Origin of the sequence: Rhizobium quercicola, assembly GCF_021168455.1 — a bacterium.
Lineage (GTDB): Bacteria > Pseudomonadota > Alphaproteobacteria > Rhizobiales > Rhizobiaceae > Ferranicluibacter > Ferranicluibacter quercicola.
The window spans coordinates 188,222-208,711 of record NZ_JAJOZR010000004.1 but is presented as its reverse complement, the minus strand read 5'-3'; the positions used below and the strand labels follow the sequence as shown (position 1 = coordinate 208,711).

Genomic DNA, 20,490 nt, shown 5'->3' with positions numbered 1-20,490 from the left:
TATGTAGGCACGCGCCGGGGGAGGGGCAAGGCATCGCCAGGGTGTGCGCCGCGGGTCGAGAAAGGCACCGCTCAAACCTTAAGGCAGCGCGTCATACCCCTCGCCAAATCCCTTGAGATCGACGGGAATGCCGATACCCTCTTCCGGCGACTGGAAGACGATGAAGGTCGCGGTGGCGCCCGAGCGGAAGGTCTTCAGCAGCTCTTCCTCCAGCACCACCTCGGCATAGCAGCCGTCGGAGAAGCAGCGCACGAAATAGGCGCGGCCGATATCCTTGCCGTCGACGTTCAGCCCGAGACCGTTGGGCAACAGCACGCCCAGCGGCGCGAGGACGCGCAGGATCTTCGCCTTGCGGTCGGCGGTCTTCAGCACCACCACCGACAGACCGACTTCCGGCCGGTCCTCGGCGATCACGTTCTGCATCAGCGCGCACTGTTCGGCCGAAGCGCCGGCCGGCTGGTCGCAGACGATGGACCAGGCGCCATGGTTCGACTTGACGGTGCCCGGGGCCGCAGGCGTCTGCTGCTGAGCGACAGCCGCGACGGGCAGAAGCGCCAGAGCCATGGCGGCTCCGATGATCGACGGGCGAAAAAGCAGGGACAGGCCCATGAAAACCTCAAAATACCGAATCAGTCCGGCTATTCTTGGAGAGCCGGCCCGGAAATGAAAACCCCCGGAGGGGCGCGTGACGTCTCGTGCCGTCCGTCTTCTCCGGTGTCCCGTCGAAAGCCGAACCCGTTCCATCGAAGGCCAAAGACAGGTGTCGAAGGCAGGCGACGTTCTATCGAAGCGCGGTGTGGCGGAAATACGACCCGGATTTCCGGCCTTTCCCCGCGCACATCACGTCTGCGGCACCATCTATCCCGCAGACATGCACCCTGTCCACCTCCGCGCGAAATGCCGCATGGAGAAGGTCTGCGCCATGGTGGCGGCTGCGGCCGTTCTGTGGCATTCTGTAAGGGAGGAGCAGGCCGTTTGCCGGGACGCATGGACAGATGTTGCGGCACTGGTCAAACTGTGGTTTGAAGCGCTGTCGAGGGCGGAGATTGTTCGATCCGGCGAAAGCGGGATGGAGAGGGGAATTACGAATGGTGAGAAACAAGGCTTTTGCGGGTCTCGCGGCATGTGTGACGGCGGCAAGCTGTCTGCTTTCCGCGGGCACGGCGCTCGCGGACAAGCCCGTCAACTGGCAGACCAATTTCCAGGCCGCCGCAACCGGCATCATGGAAGAGGTCACCTGGTTCGAGCATTACACGCTGTGGTTCATCATTCCGATCACGCTGTTCGTGCTGGCGCTGCTGGTCGTCGTGGTCGTCAAGTTTCGCGAGAAAGTGAACCCGGTTCCCTCACGCACCAGCCACAACACCGCCATCGAGATCGCCTGGACCGTCGGCCCCGTCGTGGTCCTCCTGTTCCTGGCCATTCCGTCCTTCCAGCTTCTGACCGCGCAGCTGACCCCGCCGGCCAACCCGGACCTCACCCTCAAGGCGACCGGGAACCAGTGGTACTGGTCCTACGAGTATGAAGTCGGCGAGAGCCCGCTTTCCTTCGACAGCCTGCTGATGAAGGAAGAAGACCGCGCGGCCCTCGGCAAGGAAGACAAGAGCGCCTATCCGCGCCTGCTCGCGGTCGACAACGAAGTGGTCGTTCCCGTCGGCAAGACGGTGCGCGTGCTCGTCACCGCCGCCGACGTCATCCACGCCTTCGCCATGCCGGCCTTCGGCGTCAAGATCGATGCCGTGCCCGGGCGTCTCAACGAGACCTGGTTCAAGGCCGATCGCGAGGGCCTCTATTACGGCCAGTGTTCCGAGCTCTGCGGCAAGGATCACGCCTTCATGCCGATCGCCATCCGCGTCGTCAGCCAGCAGCAGTACGACACGTGGCTGACCGCCGCCGCCGCCAATGTCGGCGACGCCAACAAGGCCCTGATGGCCTCCGTCGATGCGGTGAAGACGACCGACGTCGCCACCGCCGCAGCACAGTAATTCGGGGAGCTGGAAACAATGGCCGGAACAACCGCGCACACCGATCACCTTCACGATCATTCGCTCGACCATGCGCATGACGATCACGTCCACAAGCCGCTGACCTTCTTTCAGCGCTGGTTCCTGTCCACAAACCACAAGGATATCGGCACGCTGTACCTGATCTTCGCGATCTTCGCGGGCATCATCGGCGGCACGCTGTCGGTCTTCATGCGCGCCGAGCTGCAGGAGCCGGGCATCCAGATCTTCCACGGTCTGGCGTCCATGGTCTACGGCTTCGAGGGCGACGCCGCCATCGACGGCGGCAAGCATATGTACAACGTGTTCACGACCGCGCATGCGCTCATCATGATCTTCTTCATGGTCATGCCGGCCATGATCGGCGGGTTCGCCAACTGGATGGTGCCGATCATGATCGGCGCGCCGGACATGGCCTTCCCGCGCATGAACAACATCTCCTTCTGGCTGATCATCCCAGCCTTCCTGCTCGTCCTCCTCTCCATGTTCGTGGAAGGCCCGGCCGGCGGCTATGGCGCGGGCGGGGGCTGGACGATCTATCCGCCGTTCTCGACCTCGGGGCAACCGGGGCCCGCGATGGATCTCGTGATCCTCGGGCTACATATCGCCGGCGCCTCCTCGATCCTCGGCGCGATAAATTTCATCACCACCATTCTCAACATGCGCGCACCGGGCATGACGCTGCACAAGATGCCGCTCTTTGCCTGGTCGGTGCTGATCACCGCCTTCCTTCTGCTCCTGTCGCTTCCGGTTCTGGCCGGCGGCATCACCATGCTCCTGACGGACCGCAACTTCGGCACCTCCTTCTTCGCGCCGGAAGGCGGCGGCGACCCGATCCTGTTCCAGCACCTGTTCTGGTTCTTCGGTCACCCCGAGGTCTACATTCTCATCCTGCCCGGCTTCGGCATCATCAGCCACATCGTCTCGACCTTCTCGCGCAAGCCGATCTTCGGCTATCTCGGCATGGCCTATGCGATGGTGGCGATCGGCGCCGTCGGCTTCATCGTCTGGGCGCACCATATGTACACGGTCGGCATGTCGCTCGACACCCAGCGCTACTTCGTGTTCGCCACCATGGTCATCGCCATTCCCACGGGCGTGAAGATCTTCTCCTGGATCGCGACGATGTGGGGCGGCTCGATCCGCTTCGCGACGCCCATGGTCTGGGCGATCGGCTTCATCTTCCTGTTCACGGTCGGCGGCGTCACGGGCGTCCAGCTCGCCAATGCCGGTCTCGACCGCGCGCTGCACGACACCTATTACGTGGTCGCCCACTTCCATTACGTCCTGTCGCTGGGCGCCGTTTTCGCCATCTTCGCCGGCTGGTACTACTGGTTCCCGAAGATGAGCGGCTACATGTACAACGAGTTCATCGGCAAGCTGCACTTCTGGGTCATGTTCATCGGCGTCAACCTGGTGTTCTTCCCGCAGCATTTCCTCGGTCTCGCCGGCATGCCGCGCCGCTACATCGACTATCCCGATGCGTTTGCCGGCTGGAACTTCGTCTCCTCGATCGGCTCCTACATCTCGGCCGTCGGCGTCCTGATCTTCCTCTACGGCGTCTGGGAAGCTTTCTCCAAGAAGCGCGTTGCCGGTGACAATCCGTGGGGCGAGGGCGCCAACACGCTCGAATGGCAGCTCTCGTCTCCGCCGCCATTCCACCAGTGGGAGCAGCTGCCCCGCATTCGGTAAGGCTTCGGGGGAGGGCGGCTGTGGCTGCCCCTCATTCGCCTGTCGGCACCTTCTCCCCGCTTGGCGGGGCGAAGGGACATGCGGCCAACGCTCGCTTCACAACGCAGCTCGGGGCGTGTCCCAACACTTGGGGCACGTCCCCTCTCCCCGCAAGCGGGGAGAGGGTTAGGGTGAGGGGCAGGCAGTCCCACCCGGAAACGTAAGGAACACAACTGGAATGACCGTCATCGACACCACCGGAAACCTCAACGACGGCGATATCCGCCTGTCGGAGGCCTCGGCGCGCGATTACTGGGCGCTCCTGAAACCCCGCGTCATGTCGCTCGTGGTGTTCACGGCCTTTGCCGGCATGGTGCTGGCGCCGGGCCATATCAACCCGTTCATCGGCTTTGTCGCCGTCCTCTGCATCGCGGTGGGAGCCGGCGCGTCCGGCGCGCTCAATATGTGGTACGACGCCGATATCGATGCGGTGATGAAGCGGACCGCGACGCGGCCCATCCCCGCCGGCCGCATCACGGGTGAGGAAGCGCTCGGCTTCGGCCTGACGCTCTCGGCCTTCTCGGTCTGCATCCTCGGGCTCGTGGTCGGCTGGTTCGCCGCCGGCTTCCTCGCCTTCACCATCTTCTTCTATGCCGTCGTCTACACGATGTGGCTGAAGCGGGCGACGCCGCAGAACATCGTCATCGGTGGCGCGGCCGGCGCCTTTCCGCCGATGATCGGCTGGGCCTGCGTCACCGGCGGCGTCTCCATCGAGAGCACCGTCCTCTTTCTCATCATCTTTCTCTGGACCCCGGCGCATTTCTGGGCGCTCGCCCTGTTCAAGATGGGCGAATACGGCGCCGTCGGCGTGCCGATGCTTCCCAACGTCAAGGGCATCCCGGCAACCAAGGTGCAGATTCTCGTCTATGCCGTCCTGACGGCGGTTGCCGGCATCTGTCCGACGCTGCTCGGATTTGCCAGTGTCGGTTATGGCGTCGTCGCCCTGGCGCTCGGCCTCGGCTTCGTCTGGTACGCCATCAAGGTGCAGTCCATGTCCGAGACGGACGAGAAGATGCTGCCCGCCAAGAAGCTCTTCGCCTTCTCGCTGGTCTATCTCTTCGCGATCTTCTCGGCGCTGCTGGCGGACCGCGCGGTGCTGGCCCTGCTCTCCGCCTTCGGAAAGGGCTTCTGATGGATCTCGTCACGCTCACCCCGGCGCAGAAGCGGGCCCGCCGCGGCCGCAACATCGCGCTCGGCCTCGTGCTCTTCGGTCTGGTGGCGCTGTTCTACGTCGTCACGCTCGTCAAATTCTCGAACGGCTTGGCGCAGTAGGAGACGGGCGGTCATGACAGGGCATCCGGCACGACCCACACCACAGGCCGAACGCCGCAACGGCGTGATCGTCGGCGCCTGCGTCGCCTTCGTCGTGGGCATGGTCGGCATGGCCTATGCCGCGGTGCCGCTCTACGACATGTTCTGCAAGGTCACAGGCTATAACGGCACGACGAAGCGCGTCGAGCAGGCCTCCGACACGATCCTCGACAAGACCATTCGCATCACCTTCGATGCCAATACGTCCGGCGATCTGCCCTGGCGCTTCACGCCGGTTGTGCGCGAGATCTCGCCGAAGATCGGCGAGACGGTGCAGGTGGCGTTCAAGGCGAAGAATCTGGCGGATGTTCCCACGACGGGGCAGGCCGTCTTCAACGTCACGCCCATGCAGGGCGCCGCCTACTTCAACAAGGTCCAGTGCTTCTGCTTTACGGAAACCACGCTTCAGCCGGGCGAGGAGCTGGAGATGCCGGTCGTCTTCTTCGTCGATCCGGAGATCGTCAAGGCGGCGGAAACGAAAGACATCGGCACGCTGACCCTGTCCTACACCTTCTATGCGCGCCAGCCGTCCAAGCCGGTCGCCGCCCTGAAGCCCAAGGACGGCACCGCGCCGGACAGAAAACTTTAACGCGTCGCGCCGGCAGGACCGGCGGGGCGTGAACGACATCAGGAGACCGATCGCACGCTTGTAATCCGGCGGGCGTTCGGGAAGAGTGGGACGGCAGGACCGGACCGCTTCAGGCGAGGGGACGACGGGGAGAACGACATGGCCGATACGCATCAGAAGAACCACGACTACCACATCATCGATCCCAGCCCCTGGCCGCTGCTCGCCTCCATCGGCGCCTTCGTCATGGCCTTCGGCGGCGTCGCCTATATGCGCTATCTCTCGGGCGGCTCGTTCAAGATGTTCGGGCTGGAGTGGGCCAATCCGTGGATCCTCTTCATCGGCCTCGCGATCGTGCTCTACACCATGTATGCCTGGTGGGCGGATACGGTGAAGGAGGCCCATGAGGGCCACCACACCCGCGTCGTCTCGCTGCACCTGCGCTACGGCATGATCATGTTCATCGCGTCGGAAGTGATGTTCTTCGTCGCCTGGTTCTGGGCCTATTTCGATGCCAGCCTGTTTCCGGGCGAGGCCATCCAGGCAACCCGCACCACCTTCACCGGTGGCCAGTGGCCGCCGAAGGGCATCGAGGTTCTCGATCCCTGGCACCTGCCGCTCTACAACACCGTCATTCTGCTGCTGTCGGGCACCACGGTCACCTGGGCGCACCACGCGCTGCTCCACGGCGACCGCAAGGGCCTCATCAACGGCCTGACGCTGACAGTCCTGCTCGGCGTGCTCTTCTCCTTCGTACAGGCCTACGAGTATCTGCACGCCCCCTTCGCCTTCAAGGACTCGATCTACGGCGCCACCTTCTTCATGGCGACCGGCTTCCATGGCTTCCACGTCCTCGTCGGCACCATCTTCCTCGCCGTCTGCCTCATCCGGGCGCTGCGCGGCGACTTCACGCCCCAGCAGCACTTCGGGTTCGAAGCCGCCGCCTGGTACTGGCACTTCGTCGATGTGGTCTGGCTCTTCCTCTTCTTCTCCATCTATATCTGGGGTGGCTGGGGCGCACCGCTCGCCGGCTGATCACTCGCGAAACACCGGACGGACGCGTCGGCGCCCGTTCTCAAGCGGCCCTTCGGCCGCAGTCTCCACACACGCGTCAAGACCCGCCATCCCAAAGCCATGGGATGGCGGGTTTTTTAAAGCGCCACATCGAGACTTCGTTTCTCGGTCATTCGCGGAAGAGCGAAAAAATCGATCCCGTCAGCGACGGAACCCTTGCCAGACCGATCTCCGGCCAGACAATTTTCCGACTTCCGACTTCCGACTTCCGACTTCCGACTTCCGACTTCCGACTTCCGACTTCCGACTTCCGGATCTCAGTCGTAGAACGCCTCGACCGTCTTGCGGCTGCCGAGCATGAAGATATCGGCGATATGGCGCAGCGGGGCGACGTCCACCTCGGAGCGACCGGCGCGGACGAGATCGTGGAAGCGGGCATAGAGCGTCGGATATTCGGTTTCCTGCTCGTCGGCGCGCATCACCCCGTCCACGGAGAGCCGGGCGCCGCCATTGCCGAGAATCATCGTGCCCGCATCGGTCTCCACGATGATGTCCCAGCGGTCGTCGCTCGACTGGCGGCGCCAGTCCATGTCGGCGGTCACCGGAATGCCCGAGGCGCTCTGGAAGTCGATCTGGGCGGCGATGGGTGCATCGCGGTTTTCGGGGATTTCGAGCGTCGAGCGGGTCACGAACACCGGCATGGGCAGGATATGCGTCATGATCGACAAGGCGTTGATGCCGGGATCGAACACGCCGAGGCCGCCCGCTTCCCAGATCCAGTCCTGGTTCGGATGCCAGCGCCGCACGTCCTCGTTCCAGATGATATCCACCCGCGAGATGGTCTTGTCGGCGAGAAATGCGCGTGCCGGCTCCACAGCCGGTCCGAATCGCGAATGCCAGCTGGTGAACAGGGTGACGTTCTTCTCGATGGCCAGAGCTTCGAGAATGGCGACCTCGCTCAGCGTCGCGCCCGGCGGCTTTTCGAGGAAGACGTGCTTGCCGGCGTCCAGCGCCTTGTAGGCGGCATCGAACCGCACCCGCGGCGGCATGCAGAGCGAGACCGCCTCGATCTCCGGCATGGCCGTCAGCATGTCCTCGATGTCGGTAAAATTCTCGACGCCATCGACGCTGCCGTGCCGGCTTGCGGCCGCGACCAGCCGGTATCCGGAATTGTTGTAAATGGACGGCAGATGCTGATCGCGCGCGATCTTGCCAACGCCGACGACAGCAATAGAGATGGGGTTCATGGTGTTCCGCCAGATTGTATGACTTATGTCCGGCTTTGTACCAGAAAGGCCGGAGCGGGCAAGGCGCTCAAGCCCTGCAATCATGACGGCCCGAACGAACGAACCAAGGAAACCGCATGTCCCCGACGATACGCAACGCCACCCGCGCCGAAATCGACGAGATCATCGAATGGGCCGCACGCGAAGGCTGGAATCCCGGCCTCGACGATGCCGCCGCGTTCCATGCGGCCGACATGGAAGGTTTTTGGGTTGCGGAAGAGGGCGGCGCGCTTGCGGCCGCGATCTCGGTCGTCCGCTTCGGGCCGGATTACGCCTTTCTCGGCTTCTACATGGCGCATCCCGATTATCGCGGGCAGGGGCTGGGCTATGCCCTGTGGCAGGCGGCGCTCGCCGCGCAAGGGTCCCGCACAATCGGTCTCGACGGCGTCGTTGCCCAGCAGGCGCGCTACCAGCGGTCCGGCTTCGCCTATGCGCACGCGAACATGCGATATGGCGGCACGCCGCAGGTGACGCCGCCGCCCGGCACCGATCTTGTCGAGGTCGCCCCGGTTCATCTGCCGTTGCTGATCGACTACGACGCCCGCTTCTCGCCGGCACGACGCGAAGCCTTCCTGACGCAATGGCTGAAGTCCCAGCCGACCCGGCAGAGCGTCGCGCTCCTGCGCGGCACGGAGCTGCAGGGCTACGGCACGATTCGCACCTGCCGTGAGGGACAGAAGATCGGGCCGCTCTTTGCCGACACGGAAACCGGTGCCGACCTCCTGTTCCGCAAGCTGGTCGCGACCGGCCTCGACATGGGCGGCGACGGGCAGATCTTCCTCGACATTCCCGAGCCGAACGGCGCGGCGAAGGCGCTTTGCGATCGCTACAATCTGAAGCCGGTGTTCGAGACGGCCCGCATGTATCGCGGTGACGTCCCTGATCTGCCGCTCGGCCGCATCTTCGGCATCACCACGTTCGAACTCGGATAGACCGGCCTCACGCCTCCGGCGTCATGATCGTCTGCCGAAGAAAGCTGTAGCCGGTTGCGATGCGGGCAGCCGACGCCGCCGTGTCGCCTTCGCCCCCATGGCCGCCGGACGTGAATTCGTGGAACAGCGGATCGTGTCCGAGCGCCCGCAGCTGTGCGGCAAAGCGGCGGGCATGCGAGGGGTGCACCCGGTCGTCATTGCTGGAGCTTTCGATGTAGATCGGCGGGTAGGCGACCTCCGTGGCGGGACGCACCGCCTGCAGCGGCGAATAGGTCAGCATGGCCGCCCGGTCCCGCGCATTGTCGGGATCGCCGTATTCGTCCATCCAGGCCCGCCCGGCGGGAAAGGTGTGGAAGCGCAACATGTCGAGCACCGGCACCTGGCACCAGACGGCGCCGAAGAGCTCGGGATAGCGCGTCAGCATGACCCCGGTCAGAAGCCCACCATTGCTGCCTCCATTGCAGGCGATGTGCCGCGGCTGCGTGTAGCCGCGGGCGACGAGATCCCGGGCGATCGCCGCGAAATCGGCAAACGCCCGGTGCCGCCCCTCGCGCTTGGCCGCCCTGTGCCACTCCGCCCCGAACTCGCCGCCGCCGCGGATATAGGCCTGCACATAGGCGCCGCCCTGTTCCAGCCAGCGCCCGGTCACGCCGGAATAATAGGGCTGCAGCGGCACTTCGAAGCCGCCATAGCCGTAGAGAAGCACGGGCAGGGCACCCATGTCGAAGGCCGCCGGCAGCACGAGGCGATAGGGCACCGCCGTCCCGTCCTCCGACGTTGCCTCGAGCAGCAGGCTCGTCATGCCGCTTGCGTCGAAATAGGCAGGCGAGGTGGCAACCGGGTGCAGCGACAGCGGATTGCCCCGGTCGGAGAGATCGAGCCGGTAGAGCGCCGGGGGGCGCAGGAAACCCTGTCCGGACACGATGAGCGTATCGTCGCCGAGATGCAGATCGGAATAGAGCGGGTGATAGGACAGGGTCTCCATCCCGTCCGGCAGCGCAAGCTCGAACGGCTCGGCACGCTCGTCGCGGAGATCGAGAAGGAACAGGCGCGGCGTCATGGTGTCGGCGACGGTGAAGACGCACCAGTCCCTCAGCAGCATGAAGTCGGTGCAGAACCGTCGCCCGGCGGGCGTGAACAGCACGCGCGGCGGGGCCGGCGGCCGGTCGCTACCCAGCCGCAGGGGAAGCTCCTGCAGCACCAGCGAACCGCTCGGAACACGCTCGTCGGTCTTTGCCCGCCACAGGCAGAAACGATGGTTCTTGGCAGCGTCGCTCTCCCTGGGAATATCGAGCGGCACGGGCTCTCCGCCGTTTTTCGACACGACATGGCTTGCGGTGCCGATCGTATGCACCGCCGTGAAGATCGAAAGCCTGTCATTGCCGGAAAGTCCGGCCATCTCGGGGCCGAAAACCGTTCCGTAGCCGGTCACGTCGCCGTCGTCGGCGGCAAAGACGGGTGCCGCCGTCGCCACGTCCTGCCCGCGCGCCACGCGCCGTCCGACCCGCGGCCAGCTCGATTGCGTGGCCGATTCCCGGTCGATCGAGCCGAAATACAGGATGTGATCGCGGCTTTCCCAGGTGGCATGCGACCGCGCGGGCGGCGTCGTGAATCCGCCCTCCACGAAGGCGAGCCGGTCGCAGTCGAACTCCCGGAAAATCCCCAGATCCGATCCGCCGTCCGACAGCGACAGCAGCACGCGCGACGGATCCCAGGGGCAGGTGACGGCACCGCGCCAGATCCACGTCCGGCCTTCGGCTGCGTTATAGGCGTCGAGATCGAACACCGTCTCCCACGCCGCCTCCGGCACAGGAGCCTCTGTTGCCGGCAGCCTCTGCCACACGCCCATCGGGTTCGCGGCCGTCTTGCGGAACGTGTTCAGCCAGTCGCCGCGGCGGGAAAAATGGATCAGCCGGTCGTCGCGCTCCATCATGGCCTTGAAGGCCGCGGCATCCGCCTCGAAGGCCTCCGTCTTCAGGGCGGCATCCGAAAGCGCATTCTCGCGTGCCACGAAGTCGAGCGTGCGGGCATCGTCGTCGGTCTCGAGGTAAAGGTGCATGGGCGTCTGCCTTTCCGTTGAAGCCGGTCGTAAGATGGGACGATGAGGCGGACCGTCAGCCGGCCATCGCCTCCTCGTATTGTGCGGAGAGGTCCAGCCACTGCTCTTCGGCCGTGCCCAGCTTCGCCGCCGTCTCGCCGCGCTGCTTCACCTTCTCGGCGGCCTTCGCGGGAAACTTTTCATAGAGCACGGGGTCTGCAAGTTCTGCATCAAGCGCCTGAATCTGCTTCTCAAGCTTTGCCGTCAAGGATTCGAGATCGTTGATCTTCTTGCGCAGCGGCGCAAGCGTTGCGCGCTTCTCCGCATTCGCCTTGCGCTGGTCGGCCTTCGATGTCGCGTCCTCAATCACCTCAGGTTTTTCGTCTTTTTTTTTGCCCGAGGAGACGATGAGGCTCCGGTACTCCTCCATATCGCCGTCGAAGTTCGACACGGTGCCGTTGTTGACCAACCACAGGCGGTCCACGGTCGCCTCGATCAGATGCCGGTCGTGCGAGATCAGGATCACGGCGCCGTCGTAATCGTTCAGCGCCTCGATCAGCGCGCGCCGGCTGTCGATGTCGAGATGGTTGGTCGGCTCGTCGAGGATCAGAAGGTTGGGGTGGTGGAAGGCCGCAAGGCCCATCAGCAGCCGCGCCTTCTCGCCGCCGGAGAGATCCTTGGCCGCCGTCGACATCTTCTCGGTCGCAAGTCCCATCTGCGCCACCCGGGCGCGGACCTTGGCTTCGGGAATGCCCGGCATCAGCCGGCGGACATGCTCGACGGGCGAATCGGCCGGCACGAGGTCGTCCATCTGGTGCTGCGCGAAGAAGCCGATCTTCAGATTCGGGGCCAGCCTGATCTCGCCGCCATCCGCATCGAGCCGCCCGGAGACGAACTTGGCGAAGGTCGATTTGCCGTTGCCGTTCGAGCCGAGCAGCGCGATGCGGTCGTCATTGTCGATCCGCAACGTGATGTTCTTCAGGATCGGCTTGCCGGGGGTATAGCCGACTGAGGCGTTCTGCAGCTGGATGATGGGGGAGGCCGGCTGCTTCTCGGGAACCGGGAAGGTGATCGGCTGGACATAGTCCTCGATGACGGAGGCGACGGTGCCCATGCGCTCCAGCGCCTTGACGCGGCTCTGCGCCTGGCGGGCTTTCGAAGCCTTGGCCTTGAAGCGGTCGATGAAGGATTGCAGGTGCTTGCGCGCCGCATCGTTCTTCACCTTGGCCTTCGTCTGCAGCTCCATGGCTTCCGCACGCTGGCGCTCGAACTGGTCGTAGGAGCCGCGATAGAAGGTCAGCTTCAGCTGGTCGAGATGGATGATCGCGTTGACGGCGGTGTTGAGCAGGTCGCGGTCGTGGCTGATGATGATCACGGTGTGCGGGTAGCGGCGGATATAATCCTCCAGCCACAGCGTGCCCTCGAGGTCGAGATAGTTGGTCGGCTCGTCGAGCAGCAGCAGGTCCGGCTCGGAAAAGAGCACGGCGGCCAGCGCCACGCGCATCCGCCATCCGCCGGAAAAGGAGGAGGCGGGACGCAGCTGGGCGTCATGGTCGAAGCCGAGGCCGGCGAGGATCGACGCCGCGCGCGCCTCGGCCGAATGGGCCTGGATGTCGGCAAGCCGCATCTGGATGTCGGCGATCCGGTTCGGGTCGGTGGCGGTCTCGGCTTCCGCCAGCAGCGCCTCGCGCTCCTTGTCGGCCTTCAGCACGATCTCGATCAGCGGCTCTTCCGTGCCGGGCGCTTCCTGCGCCACCTGGCCCATGCGGGCATTCTTGGGAAGGGAGACGAAACCGCTCTCGCTCTCCATCTGCCCCGTCAGAATGCGAAACAGCGTCGATTTGCCCGCGCCGTTGCGCCCGACGAGGCCAGCCTTCGTGCCTTCCGGCAGCGAGATGTTGGCGTGATCGATCAGGAGGCGTCCGGCGATGCGGGCCGAGAGATTGGATATCGTAATCATGCCGGCGTTTTGGCCGATGTAGGGCCGGAAGGCAAGAGAAGCCGCCGCATGCGCGTGCCGCCGTTACGCCCGTTGCAGCCCGGCGATCTGCGCGCACATCATCGGCGTGCAGCGCAGGATGCCCTGCCGCCCGTCCGCGCGCACCACGGTCAGCGCCATTTCGGCATGATGCATCAGATCCTGCGGCCCGTTGACGGTGGCCGTCGTCGCGATGCCGGCCGAAAGCGACAGCGCTTCGGTGGTGAAGTCGCGGCTGGCAAGACGGATCTGCAGCGACTGCACGGCATCGCGGATACGGGTTGCGATGCCCTGGGCGTTCTGCTCGCTCACATCGTGGAGCAGGAAGGCGAAGGCGTCATAGCCGATGCGCGCCACGACATCGCTCTTCTTCACCGACTTGCGGAAGATCGCGGCACATTTCTTCACGGCCTTCTCGCCCGTTTCCGGCCCGTGCCGCTCGGCAAGCGTCTTCAGCCGCTCCACAATGACCAGAACCAGCGCGGCCGGCTTCGTCGTCACGTCGCCCTCGTCGAACAGGCCCGCGATCTTCATCGACAGGGCAGGGCCGTTCGGCAGTCCCGTCAGTGCGTCGCGAAGGACGGCCCGCTGGTCCGCGACGATCCGTCCCTGTGCGTCGCCAAGCGCCGCAACCGTGGTTTCCAGCGTCTCCGCCAGCCGCTTCTCGCGCTTGCGCATCTGGGTCAGCGTCTGGCGCAGGGCACGCGCCTCCTCGGCAAAGTCCGACATCGACATGACGGGGTCCGCATCGAGCCTGTGCAGGAAGGCATCGAGCGTGTCGAAAGCCTCCGCCTTCGGACGACTGTCCCCCGAGATCGCCGTCGTCAGGGTCTGGATCGCCTCGATGGCGGCCTGCTGGGCCTGCCCCAGCGCCTGACCCATATGCCCCGGCAGCTTGCGCCGCAGGCCGATCGCATCGAGCGCCTCTTGTGAGGGGGCAGCGCCCAGGGCTGCGAGATCGCGGCTGAGGCCGGAGGGCCCGCCGGAAAATGCCTCGTAGAACAGCTCGTAATTGCGCGGCAAGGGCTGCACGCCGAGATGCGCCATGGCCTGCGCCACCCGCTGCACCACGCCATGGGCCTGTTCCGCGACATGCCTGTCGGGCCGCGTTGCCGTGACGCTCCGCCCGACCTGTTCTCTCGTTGCCACCTGTCTACCCATTCCGCGCATGCCCATGATTGCCGGTCGTTCCCGGCACTATATCCCGAGAAGCTTACGTAAACATCTCCGCCCGTTCTGTCAGCACACTTCGCAGGCGATGCGGCCCCTTTGACGCCGATGTGAGCACGCGGACGGACGTCGCCGTCTCAAGACCTCTCTTCACATGCGATCGCAAACGGCATTCGCGCCTTTTGTCGCTCGTGCATGAGAGAATCCTGCCATAGCTTTGCCGGGCGCCCCACCTGCGAATCAGGCGCGGCACCCCGGTGCGCTCGAACGGGACGAGCGCCGCTCGAGATGAAACGGAATGTCGGCCATGAGCGTCCTGCGCAACCAGCTTCTTCCCTGGATCAAGGTCCTCGCCTGCCAGGCGCTCGTCCTCGTCGCCGTGCTCTTTCTGTCGCGCTGGATCACGCCGGGCACGCTTCCCGTTCTGCTGGGGCAGGGTGCGGCAGCGGCCGGCCTCGGGTTTCTGCTGCGCATGCCGCGCATCTGGCTGGTGGTCCAGTTCCTGCTGCCCGTCGCGGTGGTCTATGGCGATGCGGTGCCCGCCTGGGCCTATCTCGTGGCCTTCGTGCTCTGCGCGCTGGTCTACTGGAACAGCGCTTCCGAGCAGGTGCCGCTCTACCTCACCAACCGGCGGACCTGGCAGGCGCTCGCCGATCTCGTCGCCGCCACGGGAGCGAAAAGCGTGGTCGATCTCGGCAGCGGCATGGGCGGCGTCGTGACCTTCCTCGCCCGCGCTCATCCCGGCGTCGCGGTCAGCGGCCTGGAAACCGCGCCGCTGGTGGTGGCCGCGTCGAAGCTGCGCATCGCCCTCAGCCGCCTGCCCAATGCCCGCATCGCCTATCGCAGCCTGTGGGATGCGGAGCTCGGCAGCTATGACGTGGTCTATTGCTTCCTCTCGCCCGTCCCCATGGCGCGCCTCTTCGAGAAGGCGCGGCGCGAGATGCGCCCGGGCGCGCTCTTCGTCAGCAACAGCTTCACCGTCCCCGGCCGCGCCGCCGACCGCATCCTCGACGTCGACGACGGCCGCCGCACGCAGCTGCACATCTACACGCTCTGACGCCTCAGGCGGCGCGGCTGCGCAGGAAGAACACCAGATCCAGCACCACGCTCGGCTGCCCCAGGCTGGTCAGGATCATGTGACACTGGCCGCGATGATGGGTCTGGTGGTTGAAGAGGTGGGTGAGGCAGGGGCTGAGCGCCTGCGTGATCGGCTTGGGAATGCTGATCGGCGTGTAGGTAAAGACGCCGGCCAGATCGTCCGGGCCGAGGCCGTCGATCCAGGCCGCAAGCCGCCGGTCCTCCGCGACACGCGCGGCCCGCAGCTCGGTGAAATCCTCGTACAGGATGGCGTCGAGCGTGCCCGGTGCCTCGCCCTTGCCCGTGAAGCGTTTCATCCAGATCCGGTCTGTGGCGAGCAGATGGTTCAGCGTCGCATGCAGGGTGCCGAAGGCGGCGCCGGTTGGCCGTCTGCGCCCCTCGTCGCCCAGCACCTCGGCGGCGGCATAGATGCGGTCGTTGGCCCAGCCGTTATAGGCGGCGAACATGCGGAAATGGTCGATCATCGCGGCTCCTGCGCGTCGGAAAACCGGATCCTACCCTGCCCGGGGTTCAATGGGCATGATGGCATCCATGAAATTTGCTGATTTGCTTTCGTCCGCCGTCCGCGCTCACATGGCCCGACGGTGAACATTTGCGGAGACCTGCGATGACGAGAACGCTGTATGGCCTGTGTGGCGAAGATCGGGAGCGGCCGTTTTCGCCGCATGTCTGGAAAATCGTGATGGCGCTGGCCCATAAGGGGCTCGACTGCCGCTTCGTACCGCTGGCCTTCACCGAAATTCCGAAGGTGGAAGGCGGCGCGACGAAGATGGTGCCGTATCTTGTCGATGGCGAGCGGGCCGTCGTCGACAGCTTCGCCATCGCCCGGCATCTGGATGCGGCCTATCCGGATCGTCCGACGCTGTTTGCCGGGGAGGGCGGCCAGGCGACGGCGCGGTTCGTCGAGGCGTTCTCGCAGACGGTGCTGCATCCGGCCATCGTCCGCATCATCCTTGTCGATATCCACGATCGTCTCGCGCCCGAGGACCGCGCCTATTTCCGCAAGAGCCGCGAGGCGGCCTTCGGAAAGACGCTCGAAGAGGTCGTGGCCGCGGCACCGGCGGAGCGCGCGGCCTTCGCCGACAAGCTCTTGCCGCTGCGCTACATGCTGAAGAAGCAGCCGTTCATCGGCGGCGAAACGCCGCTGTTTGCGGACTACATCGTCTTTGGGGCGCTGCAATGGGCCCGCATCATGTCGCCGCAGCCGCTTCTCGAGCCGGGCGATGCCGTCTCCGAATGGTTCGAGCGCTGCCTCGATCTCCACGACGGTCTCGGCCGTGCGATCGCGCCCGCCGGTCTCTCCGAGGCTGCCTGACGCGCGGCGGCTCTTCGCACAGCCGCTTCCGAAATACGGCGGCACGGCGCCATTCCCCTTGTCTTGCACGCGGCGGCTCGCTAAGGAACCGTCCAAACGACACGCAACTCCTAGGGATTTGACACCATGGCGATTGAACGCACCTTTTCGATGATCAAGCCGGACGCAACGAAGCGCAACCTGACCGGTGCGATCACCAAGATGATCGAAGACGCCGGCCTGCGCGTCGTCGCCTCCAAGCGCGTGTGGATGAGCCAGCGCGAAGCCGAAGGCTTTTACGCCGTTCACAAGGAACGCCCCTTCTTCGGCGAACTGGTCGAAGGCATGACCTCCGGCCCGACCATCGTTCAGGTTCTGGAAGGCGAGAACGCCATCCTGAAGAACCGCGAAATCATGGGCGCGACCAACCCGGCCAATGCCGATGAAGGCACGATCCGCAAGACGCATGCCCTGTCGATCGGCGAAAACTCCGTCCACGGCTCCGACGCCCCGGAAACCGCTGCTGAAGAAATCAAGTACTGGTTCTCGGCCACCGAAATCGTCGGCTGATAGCGATCGAACGATCTGGAATATCGAAAGGCCGAGGCAGCGATGCCTCGGCCTTTTGCGTTGTAGTTATCGGCGGCGCGCGACGATGCGGATTGATCAGGGGGTGGGTGGCGGCGTTGCCTCGGATGCCGTTCCGGGGTTCTTCGTCGAGATCACGTGGGGGACGCCACGGTCGGTAATGTCGATGACGTTGATCGCGTAGACTTCCCTGAGGAACAGGTAGAGGAAGCCGAGCGAAAGCGTGAGAATGACGATGCCGATGACGGCGGAGGTGATGTGGATTTTGGTCGGCTCCAGGACGATTGTCGTCGCACCTAATGGCGAGGCCGCGCCTGGGTCGGGGGCCGGTGCAGGGGGATCGGCAGCCTCCGGGGCAACGACACCCTGCGTGACCGTGCCGGTAGCAGCGGCAGCATTCCCTGCGATCAGCCGGCGGGAGACGATCATTTCGTAACCGGCAAACAGGACGCCGGATACCGAGACGAGAACGACCACACCCAGCAGAACGTTGGCGGCGAGGAGCTGCCAGGCGAAAACGGCCTGCTGGTGCAGCCGCAACCTGTTGCCATTGTCGTTGACCGAGATCAAACCTTCGTAATAGCTCGCCAGCGCCCGTGTGCTCGCATCGTTGATCGTGGATCTGTCGGTATCCGAGAGGCTGCGCAACGTGCGAAGCTGCTGGGAGAGATCTGCAATCACCCGATCTTTTTCCTCCGACAGCGTCTGCAGCGCCGCAAGGTCCGCTTGTGGTTGTGGCGACTGGGCGCGTCCTGGCAGGGTGTTCAGCATGAGACCGGCGATCACGACGAGGAGCAGGTTGAGACGGCGCATGATCATTGTCCGCAGATGCAGGAGGCATATTTCAGCGGGTCGGACACGGCAGAACACCAGTCCGGGACGGCGTTGCATGCGGGTCGGAGCGGCAAGGGCACCGCGGGCAGCGTTGTATCCAGCGCTTTCATAGGGCCGCCCGGTCGTGGGACAGTGATCTGATCGAAAGTGTTGCCGCCGAAGCCGAGGTTGGGAGGCGGCTGGAAGACCGGCGCGCTGTAGCGCCGCTCCAGAATGATCGCGCCCATATCTGGAGGCGCATCCTGCGCGTAAAGCTCAGCGCATGGCAGGAAGAGAAGAACGGCGAGGAGAGCTTCGATCTTGGGCATGCGCTGATATAAGCACAGGCATTTTTGGTTGCCTACCAACCCGAAATACACGGGAAAAGAGTGATGGGTGGTGTCCGGTCACGTATCGCATGGAAAATGCAGCGGCCCGATTTACGGCCGTCGTGGCGGCGATATCAGCCTTGCGTCCACCGGTCCCGCGCCGTGTCGTCTGCATCCTTCGCAGAGACCCAGCCGCGAGCTGTTCCGTCCTTCAGGTGCTCCTTCTTCCAGAAAGGCGCCGCGGTCTTCAGGTAGTCCATGATGAAGGATGCGCCGTCGAAGGCCGCTTGGCGGTGGGTGGAGGCTGCGATGACGAGGACGATGCGGTCGCCGGGGTCGATGCGGCCGAAGCGGTGGATGGCGGTGGCGCCCTGAAGGTCGAAGCGTGTGATGGCCTCGTCGCAGATCCGCCGGATTTCGGCTTCCGCCATGCCGGGGTAGTGCTCCAGCTCCAGTGCCGACAACGCGCCTTTCTCCTCCCGGCAGAGCCCGGAGAAGGTGACGACCGCGCCGATGTCGGTGCGTCCGGCCGACAGCGCCTCGATCTCGGCCGCCGTGTCGAAATCCTCGGCCTGCACCCGAACGGTGACGGGCGCCGGCGCGGACAGGGGGGCGGGAGCCGATGCCATCCCGTCAGCCGCCGGTCATCGGCGGGAAGAGGGCGATCTCGCGGGCCGAGCCGAGCGCTTCGTCGTGCTCCACATGCTCCTGGTCGATGGCGACGCGAATGACGTTCTCGTGCTCCAGCGCCGCGGCATAGTCCTCGCCGCGGGTCTTGAGGAACGCGATCAGATCCCCGGCGGTCACGACCGTGTCGGGCAGGGAGACGATCTCGTCGCCCACGCCGATGCGCTCGCGCACCCAGGCGAAATAGACGAGCCGGACCTCCCTCATTCCGCCACCAGATGCTTCAGGCCGGCGCGGAAATAGTCGTAGCCTGTGTAGAGGGTGATGGCGGCGGCGAGCCACAGCATGACGATGCCGGTCTCGGTCGTGTAGGGCAGGACCTTGTCGCCGGCAGGGCCGGCCAGCAGCAGGGCGATGGCCACCATCTGGATCGTCGTCTTCCACTTGGCGATCCGCGTCACGGGGACGCTGACCTTCAGCGCTGCCAGATATTCGCGCAGGCCCGAGACGAGGATTTCGCGGCAGAGAATGATGATCGCGGCCCAGATCGACCAGCCGGCGATGGTGCCGTCGGCGGCCACCAGCAGAAGCACGGAGGCGACCAGCAGCTTGTCGGCGATCGGGTCGAGCATGCGGCCGATATTGGAGGTCTGCTTCCAGATGCGCGCGAGATATCCGTCGAAGAAGTCCGTGATGGAGGCCACCGCGAACAGGCCGAGCGCCGTCCAGCGGGCGAAGTCGGAGCTTTGCAGCTTGCCCTCGATGAAGAAGCACAGGACGATCAGCGGAACCGCGAGAATGCGCCCGTAGGTGAGGAGATTGGGAATATTGTAGGCGACGGGCACGGTTCGCATGTCAACTCGGTCTCTGGACTGGGTACGCAATTCGTACAGGCGGGATGAAAGACGTCGTGACCCGGAGGTCAACCGGTTTTTGATGAATGAGCGGCAATTGTGGCGGAATTCCTCTGAACGGGCCGTGAACCGCCGCGACATGCCCGCCCTGATCTGCGACCTTTCCCCCGAAAAGGTGACGCGGGCATGACGCCGAGCTTATACGCGCAGGACGCGTTGCGAAAGCCGGCGGGCGCTGTAGTGTTCACGCGATCGGGGCACGGGATGAAAGGAAGCAGGATGGACGGGACGCAGGCGACGCATGAAGCGGGGGAACTGGAGATGGTCGTGCTGATGACGCCCGACATGGCCAATTTTTCCGGCAAGGTCCATGGCGGTGCGCTGCTCAATCTTCTCGACCGCGTCGCCTTCTCCTGTGCTTCGCGCTATTCGCAGCGCTATGCGGTGACCTTGTCGGTCGATCAGGTCGTGTTTCGCCAGCCGATTCTCGTCGGCGAGCTGGTGACCTTTCGTGCCTCGGTCAACCAGACCGGTCGCACCTCCATGGAGGTCGGCATTCGCGTCGAGGCCGAGGATATCCGCTCCGGCGTCCGCCGCCACACCAATTCCTGCTACTTCACCATGGTCGCCGTGGATGACGAGGGCCGCCCGACCGTCATTCCCGCCGTGGTGCCGAAGACGGACATGGCCCGGCGCCGGCAGAAGGCCGCCGACATCCGCCGCACGCTCCGCCGCGAGTTCGAGGCCCGGTTTCACGCTGCGAGCGAAGATCGCGGCCACGCCGCGAGCGAAGATCGCGGCCACGCGGCCGGCGAAGACGACTGTCGCGCCGGCGGCGAGGATGGCGCGGGCTGAT

The 20,490-nt window shown here is 64.9% G+C and carries 22 protein-coding genes; 11 read left to right on the top strand and 11 right to left on the bottom strand.

All coding sequences use genetic code 11. The features are described 5' to 3' along the window. Positions 1-78: 78 nt before the first annotated feature. Positions 79-609, bottom strand: a complete 531-nt coding sequence (locus tag LRX75_RS07840) for an invasion associated locus B family protein (protein WP_113150304.1) — start codon at positions 607-609, stop codon at positions 79-81. Positions 610-1,091: 482 nt separating this feature from the next. Between LRX75_RS07840 and coxB the strand changes: the two genes are divergently transcribed. From coxB to LRX75_RS07810, 6 genes are all read left to right on the top strand, one after another. Continuing rightward, the gene (gene coxB / locus LRX75_RS07835) at positions 1,092-1,985 is read left to right on the top strand and encodes a cytochrome c oxidase subunit II (RefSeq protein ID WP_231813462.1); all 894 of its coding nucleotides are present in this window, start codon (positions 1,092-1,094) and stop codon (positions 1,983-1,985) included. A gap of 18 nt (positions 1,986-2,003) precedes the next feature. Further along, complete coding sequence (gene ctaD / locus LRX75_RS07830) at positions 2,004-3,695, top strand: cytochrome c oxidase subunit I (RefSeq protein ID WP_231813279.1); 1,692 nt, start codon at positions 2,004-2,006, stop codon at positions 3,693-3,695. A 217-nt stretch (positions 3,696-3,912) separates the two neighbouring features. Next, positions 3,913-4,866 (top strand): heme o synthase, encoded by a 954-nt coding sequence (locus LRX75_RS07825; RefSeq protein WP_231813277.1) that lies wholly within the window; start codon positions 3,913-3,915, stop codon positions 4,864-4,866. Next, positions 4,866-5,006 (top strand): hypothetical protein, encoded by a 141-nt coding sequence (locus tag LRX75_RS07820; protein ID WP_062594630.1) that lies wholly within the window; start codon positions 4,866-4,868, stop codon positions 5,004-5,006. Before LRX75_RS07825 ends, LRX75_RS07820 begins: the two co-directional genes overlap by 1 nt. Positions 5,007-5,019: 13 nt before the next feature. After that, a complete protein-coding gene (locus LRX75_RS07815) occupies positions 5,020-5,634 on the top strand; it encodes a cytochrome c oxidase assembly protein (RefSeq protein ID WP_231813275.1) in 615 nt (204 codons plus the stop codon). Between the two features lie 138 nt (positions 5,635-5,772). Further along, entirely contained in the window at positions 5,773-6,648 is an 876-nt protein-coding gene (locus tag LRX75_RS07810; RefSeq protein WP_231813273.1) for a cytochrome c oxidase subunit 3, read from the top strand. A 296-nt stretch (positions 6,649-6,944) separates the two neighbouring features. Here the strand turns inward: LRX75_RS07810 and LRX75_RS07805 are convergent, their stop codons facing one another. After that, complete coding sequence (locus LRX75_RS07805) at positions 6,945-7,874, bottom strand: Gfo/Idh/MocA family protein (RefSeq protein ID WP_231813271.1); 930 nt, start codon at positions 7,872-7,874, stop codon at positions 6,945-6,947. 116 nt (positions 7,875-7,990) lie between these two features. Between LRX75_RS07805 and LRX75_RS07800 the strand changes: the two genes are divergently transcribed. Next, positions 7,991-8,845: a GNAT family N-acetyltransferase gene (locus LRX75_RS07800; RefSeq protein WP_231813269.1), complete on the top strand. Its 855-nt coding sequence runs from the start codon at positions 7,991-7,993 to the stop codon at positions 8,843-8,845. Positions 8,846-8,852: 7 nt separating this feature from the next. Here the strand turns inward: LRX75_RS07800 and LRX75_RS07795 are convergent, their stop codons facing one another. From LRX75_RS07795 to LRX75_RS23335, 3 genes are all read right to left on the bottom strand, one after another. Further along, entirely contained in the window at positions 8,853-10,904 is a 2,052-nt protein-coding gene (locus LRX75_RS07795) for a prolyl oligopeptidase family serine peptidase (RefSeq protein WP_231813267.1), read from the bottom strand. Between the two features lie 55 nt (positions 10,905-10,959). Next, on the bottom strand, positions 10,960-12,843 hold the full coding sequence (locus LRX75_RS07790) for an ABC-F family ATP-binding cassette domain-containing protein (protein ID WP_231813265.1): 1,884 nt from the start codon (positions 12,841-12,843) through the stop codon (positions 10,960-10,962). A 63-nt stretch (positions 12,844-12,906) separates the two neighbouring features. Beyond that, on the bottom strand, positions 12,907-14,010 hold the full coding sequence (locus LRX75_RS23335; RefSeq protein ID WP_231813263.1) for a sensor domain-containing diguanylate cyclase: 1,104 nt from the start codon (positions 14,008-14,010) through the stop codon (positions 12,907-12,909). A 328-nt stretch (positions 14,011-14,338) separates the two neighbouring features. Between LRX75_RS23335 and LRX75_RS07780 the strand changes: the two genes are divergently transcribed. Next, complete coding sequence (locus tag LRX75_RS07780) at positions 14,339-15,088, top strand: class I SAM-dependent methyltransferase (protein ID WP_231813261.1); 750 nt, start codon at positions 14,339-14,341, stop codon at positions 15,086-15,088. A gap of 4 nt (positions 15,089-15,092) precedes the next feature. Here the strand turns inward: LRX75_RS07780 and LRX75_RS07775 are convergent, their stop codons facing one another. Further along, the gene (locus LRX75_RS07775) at positions 15,093-15,593 is read right to left on the bottom strand and encodes a DinB family protein (RefSeq protein ID WP_231813259.1); all 501 of its coding nucleotides are present in this window, start codon (positions 15,591-15,593) and stop codon (positions 15,093-15,095) included. A 143-nt stretch (positions 15,594-15,736) separates the two neighbouring features. On the opposite strand from LRX75_RS07775, the gene LRX75_RS07770 reads away from it, so the two are divergent. Continuing rightward, a complete protein-coding gene (locus LRX75_RS07770) occupies positions 15,737-16,444 on the top strand; it encodes a glutathione S-transferase family protein (protein WP_231813257.1) in 708 nt (235 codons plus the stop codon). A 126-nt stretch (positions 16,445-16,570) separates the two neighbouring features. Then, positions 16,571-16,993: a nucleoside-diphosphate kinase gene (gene ndk / locus LRX75_RS07765; protein ID WP_110732605.1), complete on the top strand. Its 423-nt coding sequence runs from the start codon at positions 16,571-16,573 to the stop codon at positions 16,991-16,993. A gap of 96 nt (positions 16,994-17,089) precedes the next feature. Here the strand turns inward: ndk and LRX75_RS07760 are convergent, their stop codons facing one another. From LRX75_RS07760 to pgsA, 5 genes are all read right to left on the bottom strand, one after another. Next, positions 17,090-17,824 carry a hypothetical protein gene (locus tag LRX75_RS07760; protein WP_231813255.1) on the bottom strand — a complete coding sequence of 245 codons (735 nt, stop codon included), beginning with the start codon at positions 17,822-17,824 and terminating at the stop codon, positions 17,090-17,092. Positions 17,825-17,826: 2 nt separating this feature from the next. After that, positions 17,827-18,153, bottom strand: coding sequence for a hypothetical protein (locus LRX75_RS07755; protein ID WP_231813254.1), 327 nt, complete (start codon positions 18,151-18,153; stop codon positions 17,827-17,829). 134 nt (positions 18,154-18,287) lie between these two features. Beyond that, a complete protein-coding gene (locus LRX75_RS07750; RefSeq protein ID WP_231813252.1) occupies positions 18,288-18,782 on the bottom strand; it encodes a molybdenum cofactor biosynthesis protein MoaE in 495 nt (164 codons plus the stop codon). Between the two features lie 4 nt (positions 18,783-18,786). After that, positions 18,787-19,047, bottom strand: a complete 261-nt coding sequence (gene moaD, locus LRX75_RS07745; protein WP_231813250.1) for a molybdopterin converting factor subunit 1 — start codon at positions 19,045-19,047, stop codon at positions 18,787-18,789. Then, the gene (pgsA, locus tag LRX75_RS07740; protein WP_113150321.1) at positions 19,044-19,634 is read right to left on the bottom strand and encodes a CDP-diacylglycerol--glycerol-3-phosphate 3-phosphatidyltransferase; all 591 of its coding nucleotides are present in this window, start codon (positions 19,632-19,634) and stop codon (positions 19,044-19,046) included. The genes moaD and pgsA overlap by 4 nt, the downstream gene beginning before the upstream one ends. 279 nt (positions 19,635-19,913) lie before the next feature. Between pgsA and LRX75_RS07735 the strand changes: the two genes are divergently transcribed. Beyond that, positions 19,914-20,489, top strand: coding sequence for an acyl-CoA thioesterase (locus tag LRX75_RS07735; protein ID WP_231813248.1), 576 nt, complete (start codon positions 19,914-19,916; stop codon positions 20,487-20,489). Position 20,490 lies beyond the last annotated feature (1 nt).